The 23,514-nt window shown below is 45.2% G+C and carries 23 protein-coding genes and 1 rRNA gene; 9 read left to right on the top strand and 15 right to left on the bottom strand.

The window, feature by feature from the left end:
• Positions 1 to 185, bottom strand: a 16S ribosomal RNA gene (locus tag DFP97_RS25280); the annotation flags it as partial.
• Positions 186 to 557: 372 nt separating this feature from the next.
• On the opposite strand from DFP97_RS25280, the gene glsA reads away from it, so the two are divergent.
• Positions 558 to 1,499, top strand: coding sequence for a glutaminase A (gene glsA, locus DFP97_RS25285; RefSeq protein WP_114383455.1), 942 nt, complete (start codon positions 558 to 560; stop codon positions 1,497 to 1,499).
• A 61-nt stretch (positions 1,500 to 1,560) separates the two neighbouring features.
• On the opposite strand, the gene DFP97_RS25290 is transcribed toward glsA, so the two are convergent.
• From DFP97_RS25290 to arfA, 5 genes are all read right to left on the bottom strand, one after another.
• Positions 1,561 to 2,127, bottom strand: a complete 567-nt coding sequence (locus tag DFP97_RS25290) for a YkvA family protein (protein ID WP_114383456.1) — start codon at positions 2,125 to 2,127, stop codon at positions 1,561 to 1,563.
• A gap of 63 nt (positions 2,128 to 2,190) precedes the next feature.
• Positions 2,191 to 4,029 (bottom strand): ABC transporter ATP-binding protein, encoded by a 1,839-nt coding sequence (locus DFP97_RS25295; RefSeq protein WP_114383457.1) that lies wholly within the window; start codon positions 4,027 to 4,029, stop codon positions 2,191 to 2,193.
• Positions 4,022 to 5,752, bottom strand: a complete 1,731-nt coding sequence (locus DFP97_RS25300; protein ID WP_114383458.1) for an ABC transporter ATP-binding protein — start codon at positions 5,750 to 5,752, stop codon at positions 4,022 to 4,024. Before DFP97_RS25300 ends, DFP97_RS25295 begins: the two co-directional genes overlap by 8 nt.
• A gap of 205 nt (positions 5,753 to 5,957) precedes the next feature.
• Positions 5,958 to 6,878 carry an ArsR/SmtB family transcription factor gene (locus DFP97_RS25305; protein WP_114383459.1) on the bottom strand — a complete coding sequence of 307 codons (921 nt, stop codon included), beginning with the start codon at positions 6,876 to 6,878 and terminating at the stop codon, positions 5,958 to 5,960.
• A 103-nt stretch (positions 6,879 to 6,981) separates the two neighbouring features.
• Positions 6,982 to 8,490: an arabinosylfuranosidase ArfA gene (gene arfA / locus DFP97_RS25310; RefSeq protein ID WP_114383460.1), complete on the bottom strand. Its 1,509-nt coding sequence runs from the start codon at positions 8,488 to 8,490 to the stop codon at positions 6,982 to 6,984.
• Between the two features lie 313 nt (positions 8,491 to 8,803).
• Between arfA and DFP97_RS25315 the strand changes: the two genes are divergently transcribed.
• Both DFP97_RS25315 and DFP97_RS25320 read left to right on the top strand, forming a co-directional pair.
• Positions 8,804 to 9,712 (top strand): GGDEF domain-containing protein, encoded by a 909-nt coding sequence (locus DFP97_RS25315; protein ID WP_114383461.1) that lies wholly within the window; start codon positions 8,804 to 8,806, stop codon positions 9,710 to 9,712.
• A gap of 138 nt (positions 9,713 to 9,850) precedes the next feature.
• The gene (locus DFP97_RS25320; protein WP_114383462.1) at positions 9,851 to 11,302 is read left to right on the top strand and encodes a SpoVR family protein; all 1,452 of its coding nucleotides are present in this window, start codon (positions 9,851 to 9,853) and stop codon (positions 11,300 to 11,302) included.
• 94 nt (positions 11,303 to 11,396) lie between these two features.
• On the opposite strand, the gene spoVAE is transcribed toward DFP97_RS25320, so the two are convergent.
• The 4 genes from spoVAE to DFP97_RS25340 are packed head-to-tail and all read right to left on the bottom strand — an operon-like array spanning position 11,397 to position 14,134.
• On the bottom strand, positions 11,397 to 11,747 hold the full coding sequence (gene spoVAE / locus DFP97_RS25325) for a stage V sporulation protein AE (protein ID WP_114383463.1): 351 nt from the start codon (positions 11,745 to 11,747) through the stop codon (positions 11,397 to 11,399).
• The gene (spoVAD, locus tag DFP97_RS25330) at positions 11,744 to 12,763 is read right to left on the bottom strand and encodes a stage V sporulation protein AD (RefSeq protein ID WP_114383464.1); all 1,020 of its coding nucleotides are present in this window, start codon (positions 12,761 to 12,763) and stop codon (positions 11,744 to 11,746) included. Before spoVAD ends, spoVAE begins: the two co-directional genes overlap by 4 nt.
• Position 12,764: 1 nt before the next feature.
• On the bottom strand, positions 12,765 to 13,247 hold the full coding sequence (spoVAC, locus tag DFP97_RS25335; RefSeq protein WP_114383465.1) for a stage V sporulation protein AC: 483 nt from the start codon (positions 13,245 to 13,247) through the stop codon (positions 12,765 to 12,767).
• 26 nt (positions 13,248 to 13,273) lie between these two features.
• Positions 13,274 to 14,134 (bottom strand): DUF421 domain-containing protein, encoded by an 861-nt coding sequence (locus tag DFP97_RS25340; RefSeq protein WP_114383466.1) that lies wholly within the window; start codon positions 14,132 to 14,134, stop codon positions 13,274 to 13,276.
• A gap of 250 nt (positions 14,135 to 14,384) precedes the next feature.
• Between DFP97_RS25340 and DFP97_RS25345 the strand changes: the two genes are divergently transcribed.
• The 3 genes from DFP97_RS25345 (at position 14,385) to DFP97_RS25355 (ending at position 16,453) form a co-directional block, all read left to right on the top strand.
• The gene (locus tag DFP97_RS25345) at positions 14,385 to 14,591 is read left to right on the top strand and encodes a DUF1657 domain-containing protein (RefSeq protein WP_114383467.1); all 207 of its coding nucleotides are present in this window, start codon (positions 14,385 to 14,387) and stop codon (positions 14,589 to 14,591) included.
• A gap of 175 nt (positions 14,592 to 14,766) precedes the next feature.
• Positions 14,767 to 15,042 (top strand): hypothetical protein, encoded by a 276-nt coding sequence (locus DFP97_RS25350; RefSeq protein ID WP_114383468.1) that lies wholly within the window; start codon positions 14,767 to 14,769, stop codon positions 15,040 to 15,042.
• Positions 15,029 to 16,453, top strand: a complete 1,425-nt coding sequence (locus DFP97_RS25355) for an FMN-binding glutamate synthase family protein (RefSeq protein ID WP_245976598.1) — start codon at positions 15,029 to 15,031, stop codon at positions 16,451 to 16,453. The genes DFP97_RS25350 and DFP97_RS25355 overlap by 14 nt, the downstream gene beginning before the upstream one ends.
• A gap of 105 nt (positions 16,454 to 16,558) precedes the next feature.
• Here DFP97_RS25355 and DFP97_RS25360 read toward each other — a convergent pair whose 3' ends face one another.
• Positions 16,559 to 16,909 carry a helix-turn-helix domain-containing protein gene (locus DFP97_RS25360; RefSeq protein WP_245976599.1) on the bottom strand — a complete coding sequence of 117 codons (351 nt, stop codon included), beginning with the start codon at positions 16,907 to 16,909 and terminating at the stop codon, positions 16,559 to 16,561.
• 257 nt (positions 16,910 to 17,166) lie between these two features.
• On the opposite strand from DFP97_RS25360, the gene DFP97_RS25365 reads away from it, so the two are divergent.
• Positions 17,167 to 17,949 carry an alpha/beta fold hydrolase gene (locus tag DFP97_RS25365; protein WP_114383470.1) on the top strand — a complete coding sequence of 261 codons (783 nt, stop codon included), beginning with the start codon at positions 17,167 to 17,169 and terminating at the stop codon, positions 17,947 to 17,949.
• A 12-nt stretch (positions 17,950 to 17,961) separates the two neighbouring features.
• Here DFP97_RS25365 and comA read toward each other — a convergent pair whose 3' ends face one another.
• Positions 17,962 to 18,828: a phosphosulfolactate synthase gene (comA, locus tag DFP97_RS25370; RefSeq protein WP_114383471.1), complete on the bottom strand. Its 867-nt coding sequence runs from the start codon at positions 18,826 to 18,828 to the stop codon at positions 17,962 to 17,964.
• A gap of 171 nt (positions 18,829 to 18,999) precedes the next feature.
• A complete protein-coding gene (locus tag DFP97_RS25375) occupies positions 19,000 to 19,200 on the bottom strand; it encodes a cold-shock protein (RefSeq protein WP_114383472.1) in 201 nt (66 codons plus the stop codon).
• A gap of 429 nt (positions 19,201 to 19,629) precedes the next feature.
• Between DFP97_RS25375 and DFP97_RS25380 the strand changes: the two genes are divergently transcribed.
• Entirely contained in the window at positions 19,630 to 21,306 is a 1,677-nt protein-coding gene (locus DFP97_RS25380) for a ribonuclease J (RefSeq protein ID WP_114383473.1), read from the top strand.
• Positions 21,307 to 21,382: 76 nt separating this feature from the next.
• Entirely contained in the window at positions 21,383 to 21,697 is a 315-nt protein-coding gene (locus DFP97_RS25385; RefSeq protein WP_114383559.1) for a WGxxGxxG family protein, read from the top strand.
• Between the two features lie 62 nt (positions 21,698 to 21,759).
• On the opposite strand, the gene DFP97_RS25390 is transcribed toward DFP97_RS25385, so the two are convergent.
• Together DFP97_RS25390 and DFP97_RS25395 are read right to left on the bottom strand one after the other, a co-directional pair.
• On the bottom strand, positions 21,760 to 22,578 hold the full coding sequence (locus DFP97_RS25390) for an MBL fold metallo-hydrolase (protein WP_425453560.1): 819 nt from the start codon (positions 22,576 to 22,578) through the stop codon (positions 21,760 to 21,762).
• Between the two features lie 84 nt (positions 22,579 to 22,662).
• Positions 22,663 to 23,457, bottom strand: a complete 795-nt coding sequence (locus tag DFP97_RS25395; protein WP_114383475.1) for a DUF2935 domain-containing protein — start codon at positions 23,455 to 23,457, stop codon at positions 22,663 to 22,665.
• Positions 23,458 to 23,514: the final 57 nt, after the last annotated feature.

Genomic DNA, 23,514 nt, shown 5'->3' on the forward strand with positions numbered 1-23,514 from the left:
ACCAAGCTGTGTATCCGGTATTAGCATTCGTTTCCGAATGTTATCCCAGTCTTACGGGCAGGTTACCTACGTGTTACTCACCCGTCCGCCGCTAACCTTATCCCGAAGGATAAGATCCGCTCGACTTGCATGTATTAGGCACGCCGCCAGCGTTCGTCCTGAGCCAGGATCAAACTCTCCAAATTGGTGTTTGATTGCTCAATACTTTTTATCGCTTTTTCCGCTCATCCGTTAGGATTTGCGGGGCAGTTTTACTCGTTGTTCAGTTTTCAAAGAACAATCTTTTCTTTCGTTTGTTTCGCTCGCCGTCCGCGTGTTTCTCTCGGCCGGAATTAGAATATACCATGCACCTGCCCAATTGGTCAAGCATTTATTCAAAAAAAGTTTTAAGATCTTTTTAAATACCTGTTCCGTGCTTTTATCTTCTTTTCGAATCAGCTGCTGTTTATATAAATAAACGTATATGCAGTCTTTTAATCAGCCTTAATAATGATATAAACTAATCATATTAATACTGCTCAAATAAATGATGAATCCGTTCGGAGAGGATGTAAGATATGTCATTAGATGAAATAGATCGTATCCCCTCACTTCTGCCTCAATGGGTGGAATCGAGCCGGCAATATTGCATTAACGGAAAAGTTGCTTCATATATACCCGAGTTATCAAAGGCTCCAATCGAAGCTCTGGGAATTCATCTTATCGATGCTCAAGGACATTCCATGAGTGCCGGTGATTCTGATCTTCTTTTTACGATGCAGAGTATATCTAAAGTATTTACCCTTATCTTAGCGCTTATGGACAACGGCGAGGATGTAGTTTTTGACAAAGTAGGTATGGAGCCGACCGGTGACAATTTCAATTCCATGCTTAAGCTGGAGCTTGTACAGCCGGGCATACCATTTAATCCGCTTATAAATGCCGGGGCTATCGCGATCTCTTCCTTAATTGCCGGAAATAGTCCAATTGAAAAATCTGAACGCGTTCTTAACTTTTTGCGTGTTCTTTCTAATAATCGTTCACTTGCCTATGACATGGATGTATATCGGTCAGAATCCGAAACGGCTAATCTTAACCGGTCTATGGCTTATTTTTTAAAAGATAACGGTGTCCTGGATGGCCAAGTAGAGGATGTGCTCGACATTTATTTCCGCCATTGCTCCATTAGCGTTACGTGTGCTGATCTGGCACAGATGGCGTTAGTGCTTGCCCTAAACGGCAAAAGTCCAGAAACCGGAGAAACGCTTATTCCGCGTCGCTACGTTCAAATCGCGAAAACATTCATGATAACTTGCGGCATGTATAATGCGTCCGGCGAATTCGCGATCCAAGTCGGGCTGCCTGCCAAAAGCGGCGTGTCAGGGGGAATACTAACGATGGTTCCCGGTCGATATGGGATCGGCATTGTCGGACCTGCTTTAAATCGAAAAGGAAATAGCATCGCGGGCGTTGCGCTTCTTGAGACATTATCCAATGAATTCGATTGGAGCTTATTTTAATTAAGAAGGGCTTCCCATTAGAGTCAATATCTAAAGGGCAGCCCTCTTGTTATTACGATTGCTATAGCTCTGGATCGATTAGCTTAATATTTTTACTGAGCACAAAAAACTTCTCCGCTTTCGCACGATGCTCATCTGTGATTTGTCCGCTAATAGCCTTGTATGCAATTAATACGGCTGTCGCATCATCAACAAACCCTGCAACCGGCAAAAAATCAGGAAGCAGGTCAAGCGGCATAATCCAATAGGCTAATGCTCCGACTGCCGTAACCTTTGCTGATAGAGGTGTTTTCGGATCGAGTGAACAATAGTAGAGCGTTACGACCTCCTTCGCGAATGGAACTTTCGCAGCGTAGCGCTTAACCTTTGCCCAAAAACCTTCCTCTACATACTTGGTTTGCTCCTCGTGATCGCCGATTTTCACAATCCATTTATTGATATCGACTTCCTGCGGCAAGTTATTTTGATTATTACTATCCAATGAATCCTTAAGCTCGTTTGCAGAAATCTCATAGGGGACTGCCTCTTCTATAAGCTTTGTCCCGCATGATGAGCAAACCGCCAGCAGCAGCCTGTCCGCATCAACTTCATTGTTTCGCCCACAGCTTGTGCACTCCACAATAGCCATGCTTCCAACCCCCTTCGTTTTACATACATATACTCCTGCTTTGCAATAATAGTTGCATCAAAACTATGCCTCCAGCTGTCTGCTAACGAGCGTACTGTAAAATCCTTTCCTCTCTAATAGCTGGATATGCGAGCCTTTCTCGATAATAGTGCCATTCTCCAGCACAACGATCTGATCCGCCTGCTGAATCGTATTAAGCCGGTGTGCGATAACGAAGCTTGTGCGTCCTTGCATCAACCTCTGCAGCGCTTCTTGAATTTTGATTTCGGTAACGGTATCAATACTGCTAGTCGCCTCGTCAAGCACTAATATGGAAGGATTGGCCAAAATAGCCCGAGCAATAGCCAGCAGCTGCTTCTGCCCTTGACTTATCCCGCTGCCATCCGGCTTGAGAACGGCATCGTAGCCGTCACGCAGCTTTACGATGAAGGAATGGGCATTCGCCAGCTTAGCGGCTTGCTCTACTTCAACATCCGTAGCATCAAGTTTGCCGTAACGTATATTTTCGCGAATCGTTCCTTCGAACAGAAACGGATCCTGCAGCACAAACGCCATGTGCGACCGTAAGCTCTCGCGTTTTATCGTTCGGCTATCGCGGCCGTCAATCGTAATTCGTCCGCCGCTTGCATCGTAAAATCGGCACAACAGCTGAATAAGCGTTGTCTTGCCCGCCCCTGTCGGGCCAACAAGCGCTATTGTTTCCCCTGGTTTCATGACGAAGCTGACGTCACTAATAGTAGCGGTACGCCCCTCATAAGCGAACGTTACTTCTTCGAATGCAACAGCACCTTTCACCTCGGCTAATTCGATAGCAGCTCCTTCATCCTTCCGCTCCTCATCTTCGCCAAGCACGTCAAATACCCGTTCCGCACCGGCTACTGCCGAAAGCAGCGTATTCCATTGATTCGCCAAGTCATTAAGCGGTCTCGTAAACTGCCTCGAATATTCCGCGAAAATAACGATAACACCAACGGTAATGGCACCGTTTAAAACGAATATTGCCCCAATACCGGCAATTATGGCAAAGCTCAGGTTGTTTAGCGCATTCATCAGCTTCGGGATGAAACCGGAAATCGTCTGTGCCCAAAAGCCTGATACGCGTATACGTTCGTTACGCTGCTTGAAGGCTGCAACTACTGTCTGCTCCTGGGAAAACGCCTTCACAATGCGCTGCCCGGATAGCGTCTCTTCAATATATCCGTTAAGATCACCAAGATTACGCTGCTGCTCCTTGAACAACCGTCCGGTTTGCTTCGTGATCCATTTCATTCCCAGCACCATAAGCGGTACAATGAGAAAGGTGAGCAGCGTTAGCATCGGACTAAGCGACAGCATCACTGAAACTGTGCCAATGAGCAATAGTACGCTTGAAAACACTTGAATGACCGAGCTGTTCAACGAAGAGCTTACATTATCAATATCATTCGTGACCCGGCTCATCAGCTCACCATGCTGACGCTTGCTGAAATAAGGAATCGGCAGTCGGTGCAAATGCTCGAACAATTGAACACGCATCCGGTATACGGTTTGCTGCGAGATCGTAATCATCCAAATGCTTTGCAGCCACATGGTAATCGAATGAAGGATATAGACAACTGCCATTCCGATTAAAAATGTAATAAATCCGCTGTCACGGTTCATGATAAAATGATCGATAGCCGTCCCCGCTAAATAGGGGCCCAGCAAGGAAAACGCCGAGCTAAGCAGCACCATGATCATAACCGCAGCAAGCCTACCTTTATAGACCGTTAAATAACTCCACATTTGCTTTAGCGTGCGGACTGTATTTTTTGGTCTAGGCTTGCGTTTGGCTTTCCCTCCAGTGTCTGGTCCCTCTATATTCGATTGTGCCGCTTGTTCAGGCCGAGGATACTGAAAAGGCTCCTTCCATTTATTAAGCACGGGATACACCTTCCTTCCCGAACTGCGATTCGTAGATTTTTCGGTATAAGACCGACTCGCGAATCAGCTGCTCATGGGTACCTTGAGCGAGCAATTCTCCTTCATCCAGCAGCAATATCGAATCTGCGTTTACGGTTGAGCTAATTTTTTGCGTGATGAGAAAGGTTGTGCAGTTCATTTGTTTTATCGCGTGCAGCAATGCCTCTTCCGTTCGAACGTCTAAAGCGCTCGTACTATCATCAAGCAGCAAAATAACAGGCTTCCTTACTAGCGCGCGGGCAATCGTCAGCCGCTGCTTCTGCCCCCCTGACAAATTAACGCCCTTCTGGCCTACGATCGTATCGTATTGCTCCGGCAGACTCAAGATCGTGTCATGAATTTGTGCCAGCTTTGCAGCTTCCATAATCTCTTCAAGAGTAGCATCGTCCTTACCCCATCGAATATTTTGCTCCACGGTGCCTGTAAACAGCATGACCTCTTGAGGAACGTATCCTATTTGCTTGCGAAGCAGGTCCAGCTTCATTCGACGATTGTCCGTTCCATCGACTCGGATTGTCCCATCCTGCACGTCATACAGCCGGGGAATAAGCTGAATAAGCGAAGATTTGCCTGACCCTGTCGCCCCCATGATCGCAATTCTCTGACCTGGCTTCGCTGCAAACGAAATATCGTTTAAAACCCTTTGCTGCGTATCCGGATAGAGAAACGAAACATGTTCAAAAGCCACGTGTCCGTTTCGCAGCGTTACAGCCGCATCGCTTTTCTGCGAATCCTTTAAGTCGATATCCGTTAACAGGACCTCTTCTATTCGCTGCGCCGATGCGCGCGCACGCGAAAAGTTAACAACAATCATGGACATGATGGACAATGCCGCAGTCGTCCTGGTCGCATAATTAACGATGGCCACTACTTCACCTACAGTGGCACCATTAATATCAAGCTCAACACGTCCGAACCACAGTACCGCCATTACGGACGCATTCATAACAAGCAAAATGATAGGCATTGTCATCTCCGTCAGTCGCAGCGCTGCGACTGTACGATCCATCAGCTGCCCGCTTGACTGCGAGAAACGTTCCGATTCATGCTTCATGCGCACGAACACTCTGACGATGCGCATCCCAATCAAATTTTGCTGCATAACGCCATTAACTTGATCAAGCTGAAGTTGTACCGACTGGAAAAGCGCAGCACCCTTCTTGAGCACCCAAAGCAGGAATATGCCCAGAAAGGGAACAGCTGCCGCAAGCCATAGCGCCAGCTTCGGTTGTACGATAAAAGCCATTACGATGCTTCCGATAACAAGCAGCGGAGCGCGGAGCATGATGCGGAGACCCATAAACACCGTATTTTGCAGCTGCATGACGTCGTTTGTTAGTCTTGTAATAAGGGAAGATTCCGGGAAGCGGTTAAAATTAGCAAATGAGAACGATTGCACTTTGTCATATAGCCTCTCCCGAAGGTCAAAGCCGAAGCTTTGACTCACATGAGAAGCATAGAAGGAGCTGAATATACCAACAATAAATGCAATGGCGGAGCAGCCAAGGAGAATTCCGCCCCAATTAAGCACAACCGATAAATCATCCTGCCCGATACCATCATCGATAATTTTAGAAATAATAAAGGGCTGAAGCAGCTCGACCGTAAGCTCCATAAGCATGAGCAGCAGCGCAATGCCGGCTGCAAACCGGTGCTTTTTCAAAAAAGTAAACATGGTCAGCATCGTTGATCCTCCGAGTATTATAAGCTTCTGCGATCAGATGTTGCTTCTGATTGCGGTCATACTCATTATATATGCTGGGGTCGGAAATGGCATTTATTTTGAAGAACTTCAATATATGGGGAGCGAGAATCGAGGCCAAGCTTAGCAAGCAGAAGTTATCGGCACTGAAGGAAACCGCCTACTCGCTTACTTAGACATGCAGCTCCTATGAGCTGCGTGCGTCTTCATAGAAAACACGGAACATCATGTCGTGATTGTAGTTGCCGAAGCCTTTGCCGTACAACGTTAATCCGCCTACATGTACAGCGTCTTCCTTAACTTCTATCCGGAAGGTCCAATAGTTTCGTTCAAGTCCGATCTCGCCGATTCCGACAGATGACATATGCTGCCCATCGATTAACGTTCCGTCCTCTTGTATACGAATCACCTTTAGCAAGCCGTACTGGTTAACGCGATCCTGCCACCAAGGAGGTGAATAGCGACCGCGAACCTCGCCATAATCGCCTGGGCTTGTCCACATACCGATGTCCATTCCATTAAGCGTGAAGTTGATGTCGGAAGGCCAATTTTCATTTATTCCCGGCGCTTCAGAGCCTAGTTCCACCGTTATTTCCAATGCGACCGGACGCTGCCCCGCCAGCAAATAATTCGGAACCTTGTACTCGACGTAGCCTTTGCCGAACCATAAAATACTTGCATTCATCCGCTCAGGCTCCAGGAAAAAACGCGGATCATCGAATTGTCCAATCATTTTATCTACCGTCGCAATGCCGCATGTCGGGAAAACCTCAAACTGCGTAAAGTGTCCTACTGGCACGCTAACCTCATGAACTTTCTTCACATCAAGTGTAGGATGCGGCAGTTCGATTGATATCGAGCGTTCGGCGAGCGTGCAAATTTTATGCGTGCCCCCATGCTTGCGCACCATTTTCGTCTGAACGATTCCCGCTTTCTCCAGCTTCTTTACATGCATCGTTACTATTGCACTGCTTAAGCCAAGCGACTCCGCCAGCTCTTTCACATTCATTAAATTGTTCGCAAGCAAATTTATTATTGACAGCCGTACTGGACTAGCTAAAGCTTCATATAGAGGCAGCCACGACTCGTCTGTATTCGCATGTATCATCCTTCATTCCTCCTCTCCCTATTGTATAACAATAGAAGGGCATCCCAAAAGCCGTAAATACGGCTTCCGGACACCCCTTCCAACTATGGTGCTCAGAAATAAATTACAACTTAATGCGGATAACGTTCCACGATGCCTTGCCAAGCGTTGCTTCAATTTTTCCGTTACCATCAATAGCAGCATTTCCGCCCGAATGAGGCTTGACACGATCCTGAGCATCCACAGTATTGGTCGCCCTCAGGTCATCGTTCTCCAAAACAATGTGTTCAATAATTCGGCAAGAACCAAAGCTGCGAAGGTCGATTTCGAAAGGCAATGCTTCGTCAAGCTTACGGTTTACCGCAAACACGGTCACTTCTTCCTTCTCTTCGTTGTGAACCGCAACAGCTTCCAGATAAGGCACGTCGGTAAAGTCCTTAGAATCATACTTTGGAGACTTCACGAGCGGCACAAGCACCGTCCCACGGCCGAATAAGCTAGTATGCATGTATGGATAATAGATCGTTTGCTTCCATGCTGCTCCGCCATTCTCCGTCATAATTGGCGCAATAACGTTAACGAGCTGCGCGATACATGCCATTTTCACACGATCCGCACGCTTGAGCATACTGATCAGCATGCAGCCAACAACGAGCGCATCCTCATGGTTGTACACATCCTCCAATTGAGGCGGTGCGATTTGCCACGGGTCGAGTTTTCTGTCCGATTCATTCGAATGATACCAAACGTTCCATTCATCGAAGGAAAGATTAATTTTCTTCTTGCCGCGTTTCTTCGCTTGTACATAATCTGCAGTAGAAATGACCGTGTTTATAAACGAATCCATGCTCATCGATTGCGCAAGGAAATTTGCAGGGTCGTTGCTTCGATTTCCGTAATATTGGTGAATCGAAATATAATCGACTTCATTGTATGTCAAATCAAGAACGGTTGACTCCCATTCCGGGAACGTCTGCATGCCAATTGCCGAACTGCCGCACGCAACAAGCTCAATCGCAGGATCCGTCCATCTCATTACTTTTGCGGTCTCGCTCGCCAATCGGCCATATTCTACCGCTGTTTTATGACCAATTTGCCAAGGACCATCCATTTCGTTCCCAAGACACCACGTTTTAATATTATGCGGATTCTTGTATCCATGCTGAATGCGGAGATCGCTCCAGTAAGAGCCGGACGGGTGATTCGAATATTCGATAAGATTACGTGCTTCGTCTATGCCGCGAGTCCCTAAATTAACCGCCATCATTGCTTCTGTATTCGCCTTCTTGCACCAATCTACAAATTCATTCAACCCGATCCAATTTGGTTCAATCGTTCTCCAGGCAAGCTCAAGTCTTCTTGGACGCTTGTCAACCGGACCCACTCCGTCCTCCCAATTGTAACCGGATACAAAATTACCTCCCGGATAACGGACAATCGGAACATCTAGTCCCTTTACAAGCTCAAGCACGTCCGAACGGAAGCCCTGCTCATCCGCTTGCGGATGATCCGCTTCGTAAATACCGCCATATACCGCACGTCCAAGATGCTCAATGAAAGATCCGTATATTCGTTTATCAACTTCTCCAATTTGAAAATCTTTATCCACGATCATCGAAGCTTTGTCTGCCATGTTCATCCACCTCATCTTCAGATTAATAAATCAATTAATTAATAGGATAATCATTAATAAGGACTCTCAATGTTATTTAACTATATGATTTAAATTAATGCAAGTATTAATTTCAGGAGACTTGAATTAATAAATTTATTAATTCTATTCAATGATAGATCTTATACCGATATAAGACTTTATAACCACTCGCAAAGGTAGTCCAAATTCCCTAATTTAAACCTATTTGTTCCTTGAGTTAACACTCTTTTTCGACTACTATGGAACTATAAGGTAATTCCATTGATTCAACACTACGGCAGGAGTTGAGAACATGAGCAGCCAAGTACGCTCACTAGAAGAGGCGGCCGAACTAATCATTGATATCATCAAGGACTACCTTCAAGTAAACACTTTATTTATTGCAGCAAATGACGGCTACGCGAATCGAGTTATTCGAGCGTTTAACCGTTATGAGAATTTAGTTAGACATGATATGCATTTACCACTGTTACAAAGCTATTATAACCTTACTGATAACCAAGCCGATTCCGTAATCCTCATACCTAACACGCTGGAAGACGCGCGGACATCTGACTTACCGATTACGAAGCAGCTTGGACCGTGTTCATTTGTCGGCATAGCTGTCAAAACACCGGACAATCAATCATTCGGAACGATTTGTGCAATGGATCGCGATCCGATCATTCTGAACGAGCTGCAGCTTTCTTTTCTCCAATCGATGGCTTCGTTCCTCAGTTATATCATTGAGCTTGAAAATGCGAGCGTTACTGATAGCCTGACCGGATTATACAACCGGCGCTTTTTATCGCATCTCTATCAGAACGGATCGGACAAGCAATTTAGCGTTATATTCATAGACATCGACGACTTCAAGGAAGTTAACGATACCTACGGTCATGATTTTGGCGACCTTCTGCTGCTCGAAATCGCCGAAAGACTGCAGCAAAGTGTCAGGAAAACCGATATCCTGGTTCGATACGGCGGAGATGAATTTCTAATTTGCTTTCAATATTTGGTCGATAATCAAGATATCCAGTTCGTTGCCGGCAAAATTAAGGACTCCATAGAGGAACCGTTTTCCATCAATGGACACATGATTCAAATATCCGCAAGCATCGGTATAAGCTCGACTCACGGTGCAGGCTCCAGCCTGAAGGAGCTGATTAGCGACGCGGATCATGCGATGTATGGCATTAAACAAAATGAAAAGAACCTTTGAGAAAGCCAGCTCCTTCTCGAATCCATTTTCGAGACAGCGGCCCATCAGGGGTTCTTTATTGTTTATTGACTGTCATAACCTTGGTAGGCCAAACATACATATGGTATGAATCGTATTTTCAATACGGGGGGATGACGGATGAATCAGGATGAGATTCGCGCGCTGGAGCGATCCATCGATGAAATAACAGAAATTGCACAAGGCTTTGGGCTCGACTTCTATCAGATGCGATATGAAATTTGTCCAGCCGATATCATTTATACATTCGGTGCCTACGGCATGCCGACACGCTTCAGCCATTGGAGCTTCGGCAAAACGTTCAATAAAATGAAAATGCAATACGATTTTGGCCTAAGCAAAATTTACGAGCTCGTCATAAACTCCAATCCGTGTTATGCCTTTCTTCTTGAAGGCAACTCCCTTATCCAAAATAAACTTATCGTAGCTCACGTGCTCGCGCACTGCGATTTTTTCAAAAACAATTCCCGCTTCAGCGTAACAAACCGCAACATGGTTGAGAGTATGTCCGCTACCGCAGACCGAATACACCAGTATGAAATGGACCACGGAACCGAAGCCGTCGAGAAATTCATTGATGCGATTCTTGCCATTCAAGAGCATGTCGATCCGACACTCATTAAGCCATATCAGCTGGATAAGAAGCGGTACATTGAGATGGTTCAAAAAGATAACGAACGATCCTCAAATCATGAACGTCCTTCCCAGTATGATGATTTGTGGGATTTAGATCATGAGCGGACTGCTGCAGCTGCAGCTGCTGCTCAAGCTCATGCGGCTGATGCCAAACGCTTCCCGCCTCGTCCGGAAAAGGATGTCGTATGGTTCATCGAAGAATATTCGCCAATATTAGAGGACTGGCAACGTGATGTCCTGACGATGCTTCGCGATGAAATGCTCTATTTCTGGCCGCAAATTGAGACAAAAATTATGAATGAAGGCTGGGCCTCCTACTGGCATCAACGCATTATTCGCGAGCTTGATCTAACCAGCGACGAAACCATCGAATTTGCGAAGCTAAATTCTTCGGTCGTCGTTCCATCCCGCCACAGTCTCAATCCATATTATTTGGGACTGAAAATATTCGAGGACATCGAGCGCCGCTGGGATAACCCGACGAAGGAAGAGCAAGCGCGCTTCGGCCGCGTGCCAGGCAAAGGAAGAGAGAAAATTTTCGAAGTTCGCGAGCTGGACTCCGACACTTCATTCCTCCGCAACTATTTAACGAAAGAATTGGTTGACGACTTGGATCTCTACATTTTCGAGAAAAAAGGACCCGAATGGAAAATTACCGATAAGTCTTGGGAAAATATTCGCGAGCAGCTAGTCTATTCGAAAGTAAACGGCGGATTTCCGTGCCTCATGGTCAAGGATGGAGACTTCAACCGCGTCGGCGAGCTCTACTTGATTCACGAATACGAGGGCACAGAGCTTGATCTAAAATACGTCGAGCGGACATTGCCGTACGTCGTGCAGCTTTGGGGGAAAAATGTCCATCTAGAGACGATTGTCGAGGATAAGAAAATTGTTTTTAGTTGTGATGGGAAGAAGACCAGCAGGAAGTTTGTATGATTCATTGAATTGCGAATAACCAGGAAAATCTCCCCTTCATTGCTTTACAGCCTCTGAAGGGGAGTATAGTGTCTCCCTATTGCTCTTTTCAGCCTTATCCTTTTGGTTTTACCAGCAAGGCTGCCAAAAATGAGAAAATAATGGCAGCCGAAATACCTGCGCTTGTTACCTTGAATATGCCGGTAATGACTCCGATCCATCCGTCTTTCTGTAATTCCTCCAAAGCACCGTGAACCAGAGCGTTCCCAAAACTAGTGATTGGAACGGATGCTCCGGCTCCGGCAAATTTGATGAGCGGGTCGTACAAGCCGAGTCCGTCGGCAGCTGCTCCCAGCACAACGAGTAACGTCATAGTATGCGCGGGAGTTAGCTTAAACACATCAAAACAAAGCTGTCCAAAAACGCAAATTGCTCCCCCTACAAGAAAAGCCCATAAAAAGATCATATCTGGTTCCCTCCTGCTTCAATCGCTACTGCATGCGCGATACAAGGAATACTTTCACCTTGTTGAAATGAAAGCGGCGATAAGAGCGCACCAGTGGCAACAACAAGCATGCGTTTGATTTCTCCTTTTTGCATCCGTTTCAGTAAATGACCGTACGTGACAACGGCTGAACAGCCGCAACCGCTTGCCCCCGACTGTATCATTTGGGTATCATAGTCGTAAATCATCATGCCGCAGTCGTTATACTCCGTTTGATGGATCGGAAAGTTGTGTTTTTCAAACAATTTGCAGGCAATCTCATAGCCTACCTTGGCCAGATCGCCTGTCACAATCAGATCATAATAACCGGGCTCAATTTGTAAATCCCGAAAATGAGCCTGGATGGTGTCAACCGCTGCGGGTGCCATAGCCGCCCCCATATTAAAGGGATCTGTAATCCCCATATCGATAACCCGGCCAATGGTCGCTGACGCGACAACAGGGCCTTCCCCTTCCTGTGAAACGATTGCCGCTCCGGCACCTGTCACCGTATATTGGGCAGTCGGCGGCTTTTGCGAACCGTATTCTGTCGGGTACCGGAACTGCTTTTCTACACTTGCATTATGACTGCAGGTCCCGGCCAGTATGAATTTCGCTGCACCGCTATTAACGAGTGCGGACGCGAGAGCCAGGCTTTCCATCGAGGTTGAACAGGCACCAAACACACCAAGGTAGGGAATTGCCAGCGTACGAGCCGCAAAGCTGCTGCTGATAATCTGATTCATCAAGTCGCCGCCGATATAAAATTGGACTTGCTCCTTGGTTAACCCTGCGTTTTCGATCGCCAGTGCTGCGGCTTCTTCGATCAAAACTTTCTCTGCTTTTTCCCAGCTATCTTCTTCCAGCATGGAGTCACCATGTATGATGTCAAAATCACGGGCAAGGGGCCCCCTGCCTTCAAACGGACCAACTACGGTAGCCGATGCGCGAATAACCGGTTTATTTTCAAATATCCAACTTTGATGTCCTTTTAGCATATCAGTGTCCTCCTCCAGTACCCTTAAACACTAAAGTGAGGATACCAACAAAAAATGCCGCTACAGTACCAAAGACAATAACAGGACCTGCAAGTTTAAACATTTTTCCGCCGACGCCTAAAACCAATCCTTCGCTGCGATGCTCAATAGCGGCGGATGCCATCGAATTTGCAAAGCCGGTAACGGGAACAGCTGAACCGGCACCCGCCCATTGGCCGAATTTGTCATAGACGCCTAAGCTCGTCAAAATAACGGAAATGAGAATTAACACGGCCACAGTGGGATTGGATGCATCTTTCTCGTCAAAGCCTACCCAATGAACGAACATTTCTTGAATCGCTTGTCCAATTACGCAAATCACTCCTCCGGCAAGAAACGCACGCAAGCAGTTTTTGATTATAGGCCGTTTCGGTTCAAGCTGTTTGGCGAGTTCTTGATACTCCTGTTGAACGGGCGTTGCTTTTTTCATCTTGTTATTGGCCATTTTTTAATCCTCCCGATCCATCTGATCTACTGAATGAGCAGCGGTCTGACTTCCTTAATAACCCGTTCCAGCTCTTTCGCACATTCTTCATACATTTTCTTTGCTTTGGGAGCTTTTGTGGATAGACTAAACATTTCAAGGTCCGCTTCACATTTTTTTAAAGTCGCAAGCAATGTGGCTTTATTCTGTGGCTTAGGGACTTTAATCTGATCGTCATATAAGTCAACATATAGCTGGCCATAGCTGTCTACCTGGCCAAGAAACACATTTTCAATTGCGACTCCAATCTTTTCGAGTTCCGTATCCAGCCATTCCCGATTAAGTCCAATCGTAGCCAAAGGTTCGTTTATGACTACCCCATCCATGATAACCACCTGCGGTTCTTGTTCGGGATCCACTTTGATGCCTAAGTGCTTGGGTGTAAGGGGTTGATTTTCTTTCGTTAGCAAGACGTTGATGTCTCCACTCGGTTCCATAACCGCAAATTCTACGTTCGCCGTTTGGAATACACTTTTTTTCCGTAGCTCTTCCATCAATTCGTCGGTCGTAATTCGTTCCTTCTTGAGGTTCTCCTCCATGATTTTTCCGTCTTTAATCAACACCCTGGCTTTGCTTTCGATAAAATCCCTTGCTTTTTTACTCTTGATTTGTAAAAACTCGATCCCCAAGGAAAAGAGTACCCAAACAGACAATGATACGATTCCTAAATACCATCTTGCATCCAAATCTAACGAAATATAGGCCGCTAAGCTTCCGATCGTGATCCCAGTTATGTATTCAAAAAAAGAAAGCTGGGAGACTTGTCTTTTTCCTAATATCTTAGTCATTAAAAAAAGGATGACAATCGCTAACAATGTCCGTAGTGCAACAAGTAACCACTCTTGCATCTTGTAGTCCCCTTTATTATTTTTGAGTATTTGAATTTCCACTTGATGGAAATCGCACATATGCAAGATCGACATTTTTCGCGCTTTTTATTCAATTAAGTGGAAATATTTCACTCGTTTTCTCCATTACAAATCTCTTTGACATTGTTGTATGATTTCGAAAAAACGGGATACATTATATCCGTTACCTAGAAGGAATCGCAGTATTTTCAAACGCTTATGGTTAATCCGTTAAAGGAGGTGAATCAAATTGACAGTTGCTTCCCAAGTCAAAACATGTGTCGCTTCGTTAAAAAGCGCTCAGGCTAGCTTAGAACAATTCGCATTGAGCACCCAAAATGAAGAGGCGAAAACTCTTTTTACAAACGCGGCTGAGCAAACACAACAGATTCTGGAACAAGTCGAGGATCGGGTACAGCAGTTAGAAAATGAAGAACCGCAATACAAAGGTTTCTAAATAACGGAGCAAAAGCCATGTTCATAAGAGCATGGCTGTTCTTCGGTTTAATGTCATAATTCCGATTCTAGCTTGACTAGTAAATTTTCCTTCAATTCTTCATCCCACTGGGGTGTATGGTAAACCGGGTAACGGGTTACCTTAACAGAAGAGGAAATGAAAGGAGAGAACCTTGATGACAGATTTTAATGACGTAAAACATGTTCTAAACTATCTGCAATCGGAAATTACCCGGATCGAAACGGTATCCGGTACCTTATCAAGCGTTGAGCGTGAACATTATCAGAAATTAACGAACTTCGATCACAAGGAACTGGTCGACATTGCGATTGAGGAGCAAAGTGCTTCAAGACAGCTGGACACTATAAAACAAATGTGTCTGTCTATGTCCAAACAAATCGATGGAATGGTTCGCCAATTGGACCGGGGAGCCGGTAATGAAATTCATTGAGAATATTATCCGTTCCGTCATGAATGAAGCGGTGGACAAAGCCTTGTCCCGCATGATAAAGGATCAATATACCGAAAACCTGGCTGCGACAATTCCCGTTGGCCGTAAGGTCGGTATTCCAAACTTTATAGAAATCCTCATGCGTTCCTCCAGCGGTACGCCGATTCCCCGGCCGCTGGGAAGCTACATTCATTTTTCTCCATGGGAAAGCGTGTTGTTTAATCCCGTTCATCTGTTTCGCATGCCAACGCCAGAGCAGATCGGAATTCAAACTTCCGTGACGATTGGTCCGCTCGCACAAAAACCGCTTACCCTTTCGATTCCGGTCATGATCGCGGCCATGTCGTTTGGCGGAGCCCTAAGCAAAAATGCCAAGCTTGCCCTTGCCAAAGCTTCGACATTCGTTGGAACTGCCACGAATTCAGGGGAGGCAGGATTGATGCGGGAAGAGCGGGACGCGGCACATCTTTTTATTGGTCAATATAATCGTGGCGGATGGATGAACACCCCCGACAAATACAAGCAGCTGGATGCGATTGAAATTCAGCTCGGACAAGGAGCGCAAGGGTCGGCTTCTCAGCGAACGACAGTAAAAAACATTGGCGAAGACTTCCGGGAAGTGTTCGGTTTACAGGAGGGGGAGCCTGCTGTCATTCATTCCAGACTTCCAGGCGTCAATTCCGAGGAAGATTTCGTTCAACTCGTAAGGCGACTCAAACATGAAACAGGCGTTCCGGTCGGACTTAAGATCGCAGCCACTCATCACCTGGAGAAAGAACTGCAAATCGCCTTGGACGCCGGAGTTGATTTCATTACGCTTGACGGCGCGGAAGGGGGGACGCACGGTGGAGCTCCAACGTTGCAGGATGATGTGGGACTACCAACTATGTTTGCCATTTCACGTGCTTCACATTTCTTAGCCCGTAAAGGAGCGACCGGAAAAGTCAGCATTATTGCTGCGGGAGGATTAGTCACCCCCGGCTGCATGTTGAAAGCAATGGCGATGGGTGCAGATGCCGTATACATTGGAACTGCTGCGATGCTGGCTTTGATCGGTGAACATATTGTGAAATCAGCGCCGTTCGAAGCTGCTACGAGCCTGGTCGTATATACCGGCAAATTGACATCGGAGCTGGATGTGGATACAGCATCCAAGAATTTGGTGCGCTATTTGAATTCTTGCGTGACAGAGATGGAAATGGTTGCCCAGTCACTTGGAAGAACATCGTTATCCGATATCTCTAAAAGCGATTTGTGCACTACCGACTCTGAAATTGCGAGGGCGACAGGCATTCAGTGGGGGTTCGTAGCGCCGGAAATGCAGCATGAGGCACTGGCAGAAAATCATTTCTTCGTACCGCATTTGGGCAGCGAGATTGATCAACAGAATAATATGAAAACTTTATCGTAACTTAAAGTCATTGAATTTAAACAGCCATGCTTTGACTCTCAAAGCATGGCTGTTTAAATATGAAATTTTATTGAAGTTCAAACGCTTTCCAACCCTTAGCGAAGCTCAATGAATGTCTGTCGATCTTAGGACAAATACCTCAATCCCTTGTTCGACTACCGCCATCAAATATTCGGCAGCCGGCTGATTGAGTTTGTACAAATCATGCAGCATGCTGCTTATCCGGTCTATACGAATAGCTGTTTGATCGTCAATCCCTTCATCGTCATCAATGATCATATACAATTCATTTTGCAGCCTGCTCAATACTTCCAGTTGAATCGTCTGTGTCTTCCCCGTTTCCAAATTGTTTAAATAAACGGGAGAGACCCCTAATTCCTTTGCAAATTCATTAAGTTCAAAACCTTTTTGCTGTCTTACCTGCCTCAGCTGTTGTCCGAAAGAGCTCAAAATCATTACCACCTTTATTGTTAAAGAGGGGATTAAAGGCTGCAGTTTAGTCTATCCCCTCCCTAATAAGCATAATACCCCTTGATATTTGGTTTTATCCCTTTCAATGTTAAGGCGACGGGATTTTCCGCGAAACTATTAAATTATTCTCTTTGCAAATATTCCCTTGAATGTTTATAAGTTGGGCGAGTTAAATTAAATCTTGTTATTTTATAAAAACGGTGGTAAGCATGGAAATTTAAACGGCAAAGGATGTTGTGCGGATGCCCGAAATGAATATCAACGGATACAGCATGCAATACTCGGATCGGGGAAAAGGAACCACGATCCTGTTTATTCATCCCCCTCTTTTGACGAGTCTGAATTTCGTCTATCAAATTCAGGAATTGTCAGCTCAATTTCGAACGGTCGCTTTCAATATCCGGGGGCATGGCGGTAGTGAACCTTCTGTAAAAGAGATCACATACCCTTTGATTGTCGAGGATATGAAGCAGTTGATGGATCGGCTCCAGATCGAAGAAGCCTTTATATGCGGGTACTCAACGGGCGGATCGATCGCGCTTGAGTTCATGCTGACCCACCCCGACCGGGCGCTCGGTTGTATTGTAGTCAGCGGAATGTCTGAAGTAAGTGATTGGAAGTTAAGAAATGAAATTAAGCTCGGGCGAAGCTTCTCCCGAATCGGTGCGGTCCGTACGCTAGCAATGTCTATTTCTTGGGCGCAAGCGAATCGAAAGCTATCCTTAGTCTGGAAGCTCTATAATGACGCTATAAAAGGAAACGCCAATAATATAAAACAGTATTACCAATACAGCCTGCGCTATAATTGTACGGGCCGATTAGAACAAATCCATCAACCTGTCTTGCTCGTTTACGGTGAAAAGGACAAACAGTTCCATCCTTACGCGAAGCTGCTATCCCAACGATTGGACAAGAACGAACTCTATTTCATAAAACAAACCAATCATCAGATTCCCACGAAGGCAGCAGGTCAATTGAACGGGTTGATCCGTCAATTCATTGTCAGTCAAATGGAAAACCGTTAATTACCAGAAGGGCTAAATCATGTAATAAATATCCTCTACCTTTTTCTTTTGTATGCCAAACTCAAATGTATCGGAACGAAGTCCGCGGCGCATCGTCTCGAGAGAAAGAGTATCGCTAGGTTGAATATTCCCCAAATGTACGTCTGAACCGAATTTTCGCAGTAGCAGCACCTGTTGAGGCTTAAGTGGCGCCTCCCACATCAGTCTATTCGTCTCCGGCACGAATCGGAGGATGGCATCTAACACATCTTCCCGGCATTCACCATTCTCATCGAAGAGACCGACACCAACACCCGACTCACGAGCTTCCACCGTTACAAGCTCAGCGCCTGCTTCCCAGTCAGCTTCAACTGTTACGGCCAGAGTCGATGCATCAATGAGCGAGCCTGACAGCTTTTTGCCATACTCTGTTACCACACTAAGACCTCTTTTGATGCCTTCTTGGATAAGCTCCGTCCTTTTTCTGCGAGGAAGTTCAATTGTACCATCGGACACTTCAACACCGTTAAAACCGAGAGAGCAGATTGAATCGAAGAATGCCGGTACCACGTCCTGCTGCACAGCCGTCTCCAGCAATGTACCGCCTGGCATGACCGTAATACCATGTCGTTTGGCTAGCTTAATCTTGTAAAGCAGCAGCTCAGTATTACAAAGAGGGGCTGTCCCGAAGCCGAATTTCACGCAATCGATATAATCCGAGGCTACTTCAATTAAATCCATAAATGCGTTTCTGCCAAGACCTTTATCGATGACCATCGTTTGACCGCGTCCGGTGAGCCGATCCGCACTGTGATTTTCGGTTTTAAGTTCAGAAGCTACGCGAATTCCACTCGGATCATACAACTCTGACGGCCAAACTTCACGTGGGGAACACTTCATCTGTAATCTCCTCAATTCGTATATGTTTTCTCACGTCATCGAATGACATAAGTATCATATGCGCACTTTTCCGGGCGTGTGCCCGCTGACTGTCAAGAAATCCGATTGAAAAAAAAGCCCTTAACGAATCGTTAAGGGCTTGTTAAGGCTATTTCAGTCAATTACAGTCAATTACAGTTTTACAACATTCTCAGCTTGTGGTCCACGGCTGCCTTGAGTAACCGTGAATTCAACTCTTTGACCTTCATCTAATGATTTATAGCCTTCGTCTTGAATAGCGGAGAAATGGACGAATACATCGTTTCCTCCCTCAACTTCGATAAAACCAAAGCCTTTTTCTGCGTTAAACCATTTAACTGTACCTTTTTCCATCTTGTATTGCTCCCTCTTATAGTCAGTTGTTTTTGAAACGTGTTTATTTTATTTCAATTCCTTCGTTTTCAATCGGTATTATTGTTGCCAAAGTACGGCAGCTTTAATATCTTCCGTTTTTCTTAATTCTCCCTTACACATGTCCGTCTGGAACAGAATTGCTTCATTCCATCCCAGTTGCCCCATATACACCCCTTACATCGTTTAGGCTGTTTGGGGCTAATCATAATCGTATTTAACTTCGACAATTTCTTCCCTCCATCAGCTTGAATAAAAATAAAATACCCTTTACATATTCGGGTTATTCTTAAGTCTTGGGAAAACGTACTTTTTTTGAATAATTCTACTATCCCGAACCCATATTATGTGAGTATATAAATCAAAAAAGACATCGATTTTCAATTCAGTAAAGCAGGAGGTTTCCGAGATATGAGTACTGAAAAAAGCGCGCTATCGATTTTTGCATTAGGAGGCGTACATGAGATTGGTAAAAATATGTATGTTATTCAGTATGCGGACGATATCGTTGTCATCGACTGCGGTTCCAAGTTTCCTGACGAAAGCTTATTGGGGATTGATCTTATTATTCCTGATATTACTTATTTGCAAGAAAATCAGGAAAAGGTTCGGGCTCTGGTTGTTACACATGGACATGAAGATCATATTGGGGGTATCCCCTATATATTAAAGCAATTGAATATGCCGATTTACGCATCAAAGCTGACACTTGGTCTAATTAGAGGGAAACTAAAGGAAAACGGTCTTCTTGATCAAAGTAAGCTTAATGAAATCAACTCGGAATCAAGCATTGAGTTAGGTGCGATCAAGCTTGGCTTTTTCAGAACAAATCACAGTATTCCCGATTGCCTGGGCGTCGTATTTTATACCCCTGAAGGAACAGTTGTACATACCGGGGATTTTAAATTCGATTTAACCCCTGTAAATAATCAGTATCCTGATATTCATAAAATGGCCAGCATCGGTGAAAACGGTGTATTAGCTTTGTTATCCGAGAGCACAAATGCAGAACGTCCAGGATTCACTCCTTCTGAGCGGATTGTAGGCGATCATATTGAAGAAGCATTCAAAAAAGCGCAATATAAAGTGTTCATTTCCACATTCGCTTCAAATGTTCACCGCTTGCAGCAAGTGATTGATGCAGCCCAAAAGACAAACCGAAAGCTGCTCTTGCTCGGACGAAGCATGGTTAATGTCGTTTCAATCGCTGTAGAGATAGGCCAATTAAATATTCCCGAAGGCATGCTGATTGAAGCAAAAGAGGCAAATGATATGGCGCGCGACAAAGTCGCCGTACTCTGTACGGGAAGCCAGGGTGAGCCTATGGCTGCACTTTCCCGTCTTGCCAACTCAAGCTACCGTCAAGTAGAAATTTTACCTGGCGATACCGTAATCTTTGCTGCTACCCCCATACCTGGAAATGAACGGAACGTTTCAACTACAGTAGATAATTTATTTTTGCTGGGAGCAAACGTTATATATGGATCTGGATCGGTTACGGGAATGCACGTATCCGGTCATGGATGTCAAGAAGAGCTTAAGCTTATGCTTACGTTAATGAAGCCTAAATATTTTATCCCTATTCACGGTGAATACCGAATGCTTTTTCAACACCGGTTATTAGCGGAAGCTGTCGGGGTGGAGAAAGACAACATATTTATTATCAAAAATGGCGACGTCGTTGATATCAGCGAACAGACAGCCAGACAAACCCGGAAAATAACAGCCGGAAATACACTTGTTGACGGCTGGGGAATAGGAGATGTTGGAAACGTTGTTTTACGCGACCGCAAACATCTCGCCGAGGACGGCATTCTTGTTGTAGTCGTTACGCTAAGCAAAACGGACGGGAAGATATTAACCGGACCTGATATCATTTCTCGAGGGTTCGTATATGTGCGCGAGTCGGAGGCTCTGCTCGACAATATTAACCGGTTAGTGTTAATTACGATCGAAGAACTTCAAACCGGCAGCAGTTTAATGAAATGGACGATTTTAAAACACAAAATAAAAGAAGCAATCGGGAAATATGTGTATGCGCAAACCAAAAGAAGGCCCATGATTCTACCTATCGTGATTGAAGTTTAAATTAGAGAATAATTTTTTGGCTTTGAGAAAAAATAAGCCGGTAAGAAAAAACTTAACCGTAAAGGGGACAAGTAAATTGAAGAAGACATGGTTGCTTATTTGTATTTTCGCTTGTTTGACGCTCGTATTTGCTATACCCGCTTTTGCTGACAATGGAAATACTGGTACAATGGGTACGTATAACAACAGAGGTATCAATAACACGGCTCCTGACACTGGTATGCGCACGGATATGAACAGAGGTATTAATCAAACAAACCGTGCACTTGGAACGGATAACTACAGAGCAACCGCTGCTGGTGATGACAATAATATGGATTGGGGCTGGCTTGGCTTAATTGGTTTATTAGGTTTAGCCGGTTTAAGAAACCGTGACCGTGAACGTACCTAACAAAATGAGTTACCTATAAACAAGTAAAAACCCTGCCAATGAGCAGGGTTTTTACTTTTGTTTTAATGTAATTTCGTATTCACGTAACGCCCTTGCTCGGGAATAGCTATTTCTCTGAATTTTTCCGTCAGCAGCTTTAGATTATCTCCAAGCGACTGACCAAACATCGGCTCCCCGTGTCCCGTTATGGCTAAATAGGGCTTAAGAGCAGCAAGCTTCTTAACCGATTTCTCGGCCTGCACCCAATCCGTTGTAAAATATTTTGGGGGCCCGCTAATTTCCTGCTCCTGTATGACTACTTTATAGAGCGATTCCTGCTTCACCGTTACAAAAGCATCACCAACGATCAATGTTGCATCATTTTCACGAAATAATGAAATATGACCTGGCGTATGACCGGGAGTGTGAATGTACTTCCAATCCGGCATCCCAGGGATTATTCCTTTATCTGGAAGTGCTTTTATCCGGTTATCCAAGTCGATTCCATCATGAGGGAAAAACGGTGACATCTCGGAGATGAGACCGCCTTCTACGGTAGGGTCGGCCGGCGGGTAATCCGCTTCACCGGTTAAATAGGGTAATTCCAGCTTATGCGCATAAACGGGTACGTTCCAGTGATCAATTAATTCTACGATGGCGCCAACGTGATCAAAGTGACCATGCGTTAAAATAATCGCTTTAGGACCCGTTCCGAACCTCTCTTCCGCTTCTTTAATAATTTTCTTAGCGGATCTAGGCATTCCGGCATCGACCAGTACCCAGCCGTCTTTATTCTGATTTGGATCCCCGATAAAACAAACATTTACAATTTGAATCGGGTAGCAATAAATGTCAGGCCGATAAGCAAGGCCGTCCCCGCTTGCGACCGTCGTTATCGGCATAAGGGTATGCTCGAATGAACTTTCCAACGCTATGCGCCTCCTTTGTCATCACTCTCCTCTATAAACTGTCCAAACGCTAAGCGCTTATTCGATTCTCGGTTTGGCCGGATCGCAATTCGGCGGAGAAACCGCTCCAGACTGAGAAAGCTTCAATAGGTAGTAGCATTCTTCACGAAACATATGATCCGGAAAGAGCGGATTTATACGGCTTAATAACTCCGCGCTTAATTCAAGCTCCTCGATTTCCTTTAGAAAAGCCATAAATACGCTCATCTCCAGGTTAACATCCACATGAAACTTGTCTATTGACGGATAATGGGTACGCAACGTCCTCAAATAGCCGGCCAGCTCGATTGCTTTTAAATAAAACTCGTTAAAATGCTGTTCAAACTCTTTGCTCTTCTCCTTCAACCGTTTCTCTACTGCATCCAAATCCATTGCAATGGCAGCTGCGTGACCGGCTGCATCCGGCAACCACAGTAAATCGTGATGCAGCGCCGAGTAATGGGGAACAGGTTTTCCCTCCAGCAGCGCAGCGAGTATTTTAACATATTCTTCAAGTTCATTTACCATATGGTTGAGTAAACTCGGAGTAAGACCAATCGCTACTTGTCCGAGCAGCAGCCGCTGCAGCAGAGTTAGCTTAAAGGTACGTAAACTAATCGTTAATTCATAAGCCTCTTTATTCAAATCAACCAAATAAGAAGCTGCATTTGGCATTTTCGATTTATGTAGCAGCTGATCAAATAGTTGGATGTATTGGGCTGCTATTTCAATATCCTTTTGTTCTTTTGGCGATAATCCGTTAAGAATAAACCTGGCATGGTCACCTAAAATTTGCAGCCAAAACCGATGCTCAAACAGTGCTTCTTCTTCCATGGAGTAGCCCCCTTCTCAACAGTTCCTCATAACATCAAATTTATGATCGCAGCAGAA

Origin of the sequence: Paenibacillus prosopidis, assembly GCF_003337375.1 — a bacterium.
GTDB classification, from domain to species: Bacteria; Bacillota; Bacilli; order Paenibacillales; family Paenibacillaceae; genus Pristimantibacillus; species Pristimantibacillus prosopidis.

What these genes read in the sequence shown, in the direction of transcription:
- glsA (WP_114383455.1), top strand. Translation starts at nt 558, where the DNA reads ATGTCATTAGATGAAATAGATCGTATCCCCTCACTTCTGCCTCAATGG.
- DFP97_RS25290 (WP_114383456.1), bottom strand. Translation starts at nt 2,127, where the DNA reads ATGGCTATTGTGGAGTGCACAAGCTGTGGGCGAAACAATGAAGTTGAT.
- DFP97_RS25300 (WP_114383458.1), bottom strand. Translation starts at nt 5,752, where the DNA reads ATGCTGACCATGTTTACTTTTTTGAAAAAGCACCGGTTTGCAGCCGGC.
- DFP97_RS25305 (WP_114383459.1), bottom strand. Translation starts at nt 6,878, where the DNA reads ATGATACATGCGAATACAGACGAGTCGTGGCTGCCTCTATATGAAGCT.
- arfA (WP_114383460.1), bottom strand. Translation starts at nt 8,490, where the DNA reads ATGGCAGACAAAGCTTCGATGATCGTGGATAAAGATTTTCAAATTGGA.
- DFP97_RS25315 (WP_114383461.1), top strand. Translation starts at nt 8,804, where the DNA reads ATGAGCAGCCAAGTACGCTCACTAGAAGAGGCGGCCGAACTAATCATT.
- DFP97_RS25320 (WP_114383462.1), top strand. Translation starts at nt 9,851, where the DNA reads ATGAATCAGGATGAGATTCGCGCGCTGGAGCGATCCATCGATGAAATA.
- spoVAE (WP_114383463.1), bottom strand. Translation starts at nt 11,747, where the DNA reads ATGATCTTTTTATGGGCTTTTCTTGTAGGGGGAGCAATTTGCGTTTTT.
- spoVAD (WP_114383464.1), bottom strand. Translation starts at nt 12,763, where the DNA reads ATGCTAAAAGGACATCAAAGTTGGATATTTGAAAATAAACCGGTTATT.
- spoVAC (WP_114383465.1), bottom strand. Translation starts at nt 13,247, where the DNA reads ATGGCCAATAACAAGATGAAAAAAGCAACGCCCGTTCAACAGGAGTAT.
- DFP97_RS25340 (WP_114383466.1), bottom strand. Translation starts at nt 14,134, where the DNA reads ATGCAAGAGTGGTTACTTGTTGCACTACGGACATTGTTAGCGATTGTC.
- DFP97_RS25350 (WP_114383468.1), top strand. Translation starts at nt 14,767, where the DNA reads ATGACAGATTTTAATGACGTAAAACATGTTCTAAACTATCTGCAATCG.
- DFP97_RS25355 (WP_245976598.1), top strand. Translation starts at nt 15,029, where the DNA reads ATGAAATTCATTGAGAATATTATCCGTTCCGTCATGAATGAAGCGGTG.
- DFP97_RS25360 (WP_245976599.1), bottom strand. Translation starts at nt 16,909, where the DNA reads ATGATTTTGAGCTCTTTCGGACAACAGCTGAGGCAGGTAAGACAGCAA.
- DFP97_RS25365 (WP_114383470.1), top strand. Translation starts at nt 17,167, where the DNA reads ATGCCCGAAATGAATATCAACGGATACAGCATGCAATACTCGGATCGG.
- comA (WP_114383471.1), bottom strand. Translation starts at nt 18,828, where the DNA reads ATGAAGTGTTCCCCACGTGAAGTTTGGCCGTCAGAGTTGTATGATCCG.
- DFP97_RS25375 (WP_114383472.1), bottom strand. Translation starts at nt 19,200, where the DNA reads ATGGAAAAAGGTACAGTTAAATGGTTTAACGCAGAAAAAGGCTTTGGT.
- DFP97_RS25380 (WP_114383473.1), top strand. Translation starts at nt 19,630, where the DNA reads ATGAGTACTGAAAAAAGCGCGCTATCGATTTTTGCATTAGGAGGCGTA.
- DFP97_RS25390 (WP_425453560.1), bottom strand. Translation starts at nt 22,578, where the DNA reads ATGCCGATAACGACGGTCGCAAGCGGGGACGGCCTTGCTTATCGGCCT.
- DFP97_RS25395 (WP_114383475.1), bottom strand. Translation starts at nt 23,457, where the DNA reads ATGGAAGAAGAAGCACTGTTTGAGCATCGGTTTTGGCTGCAAATTTTA.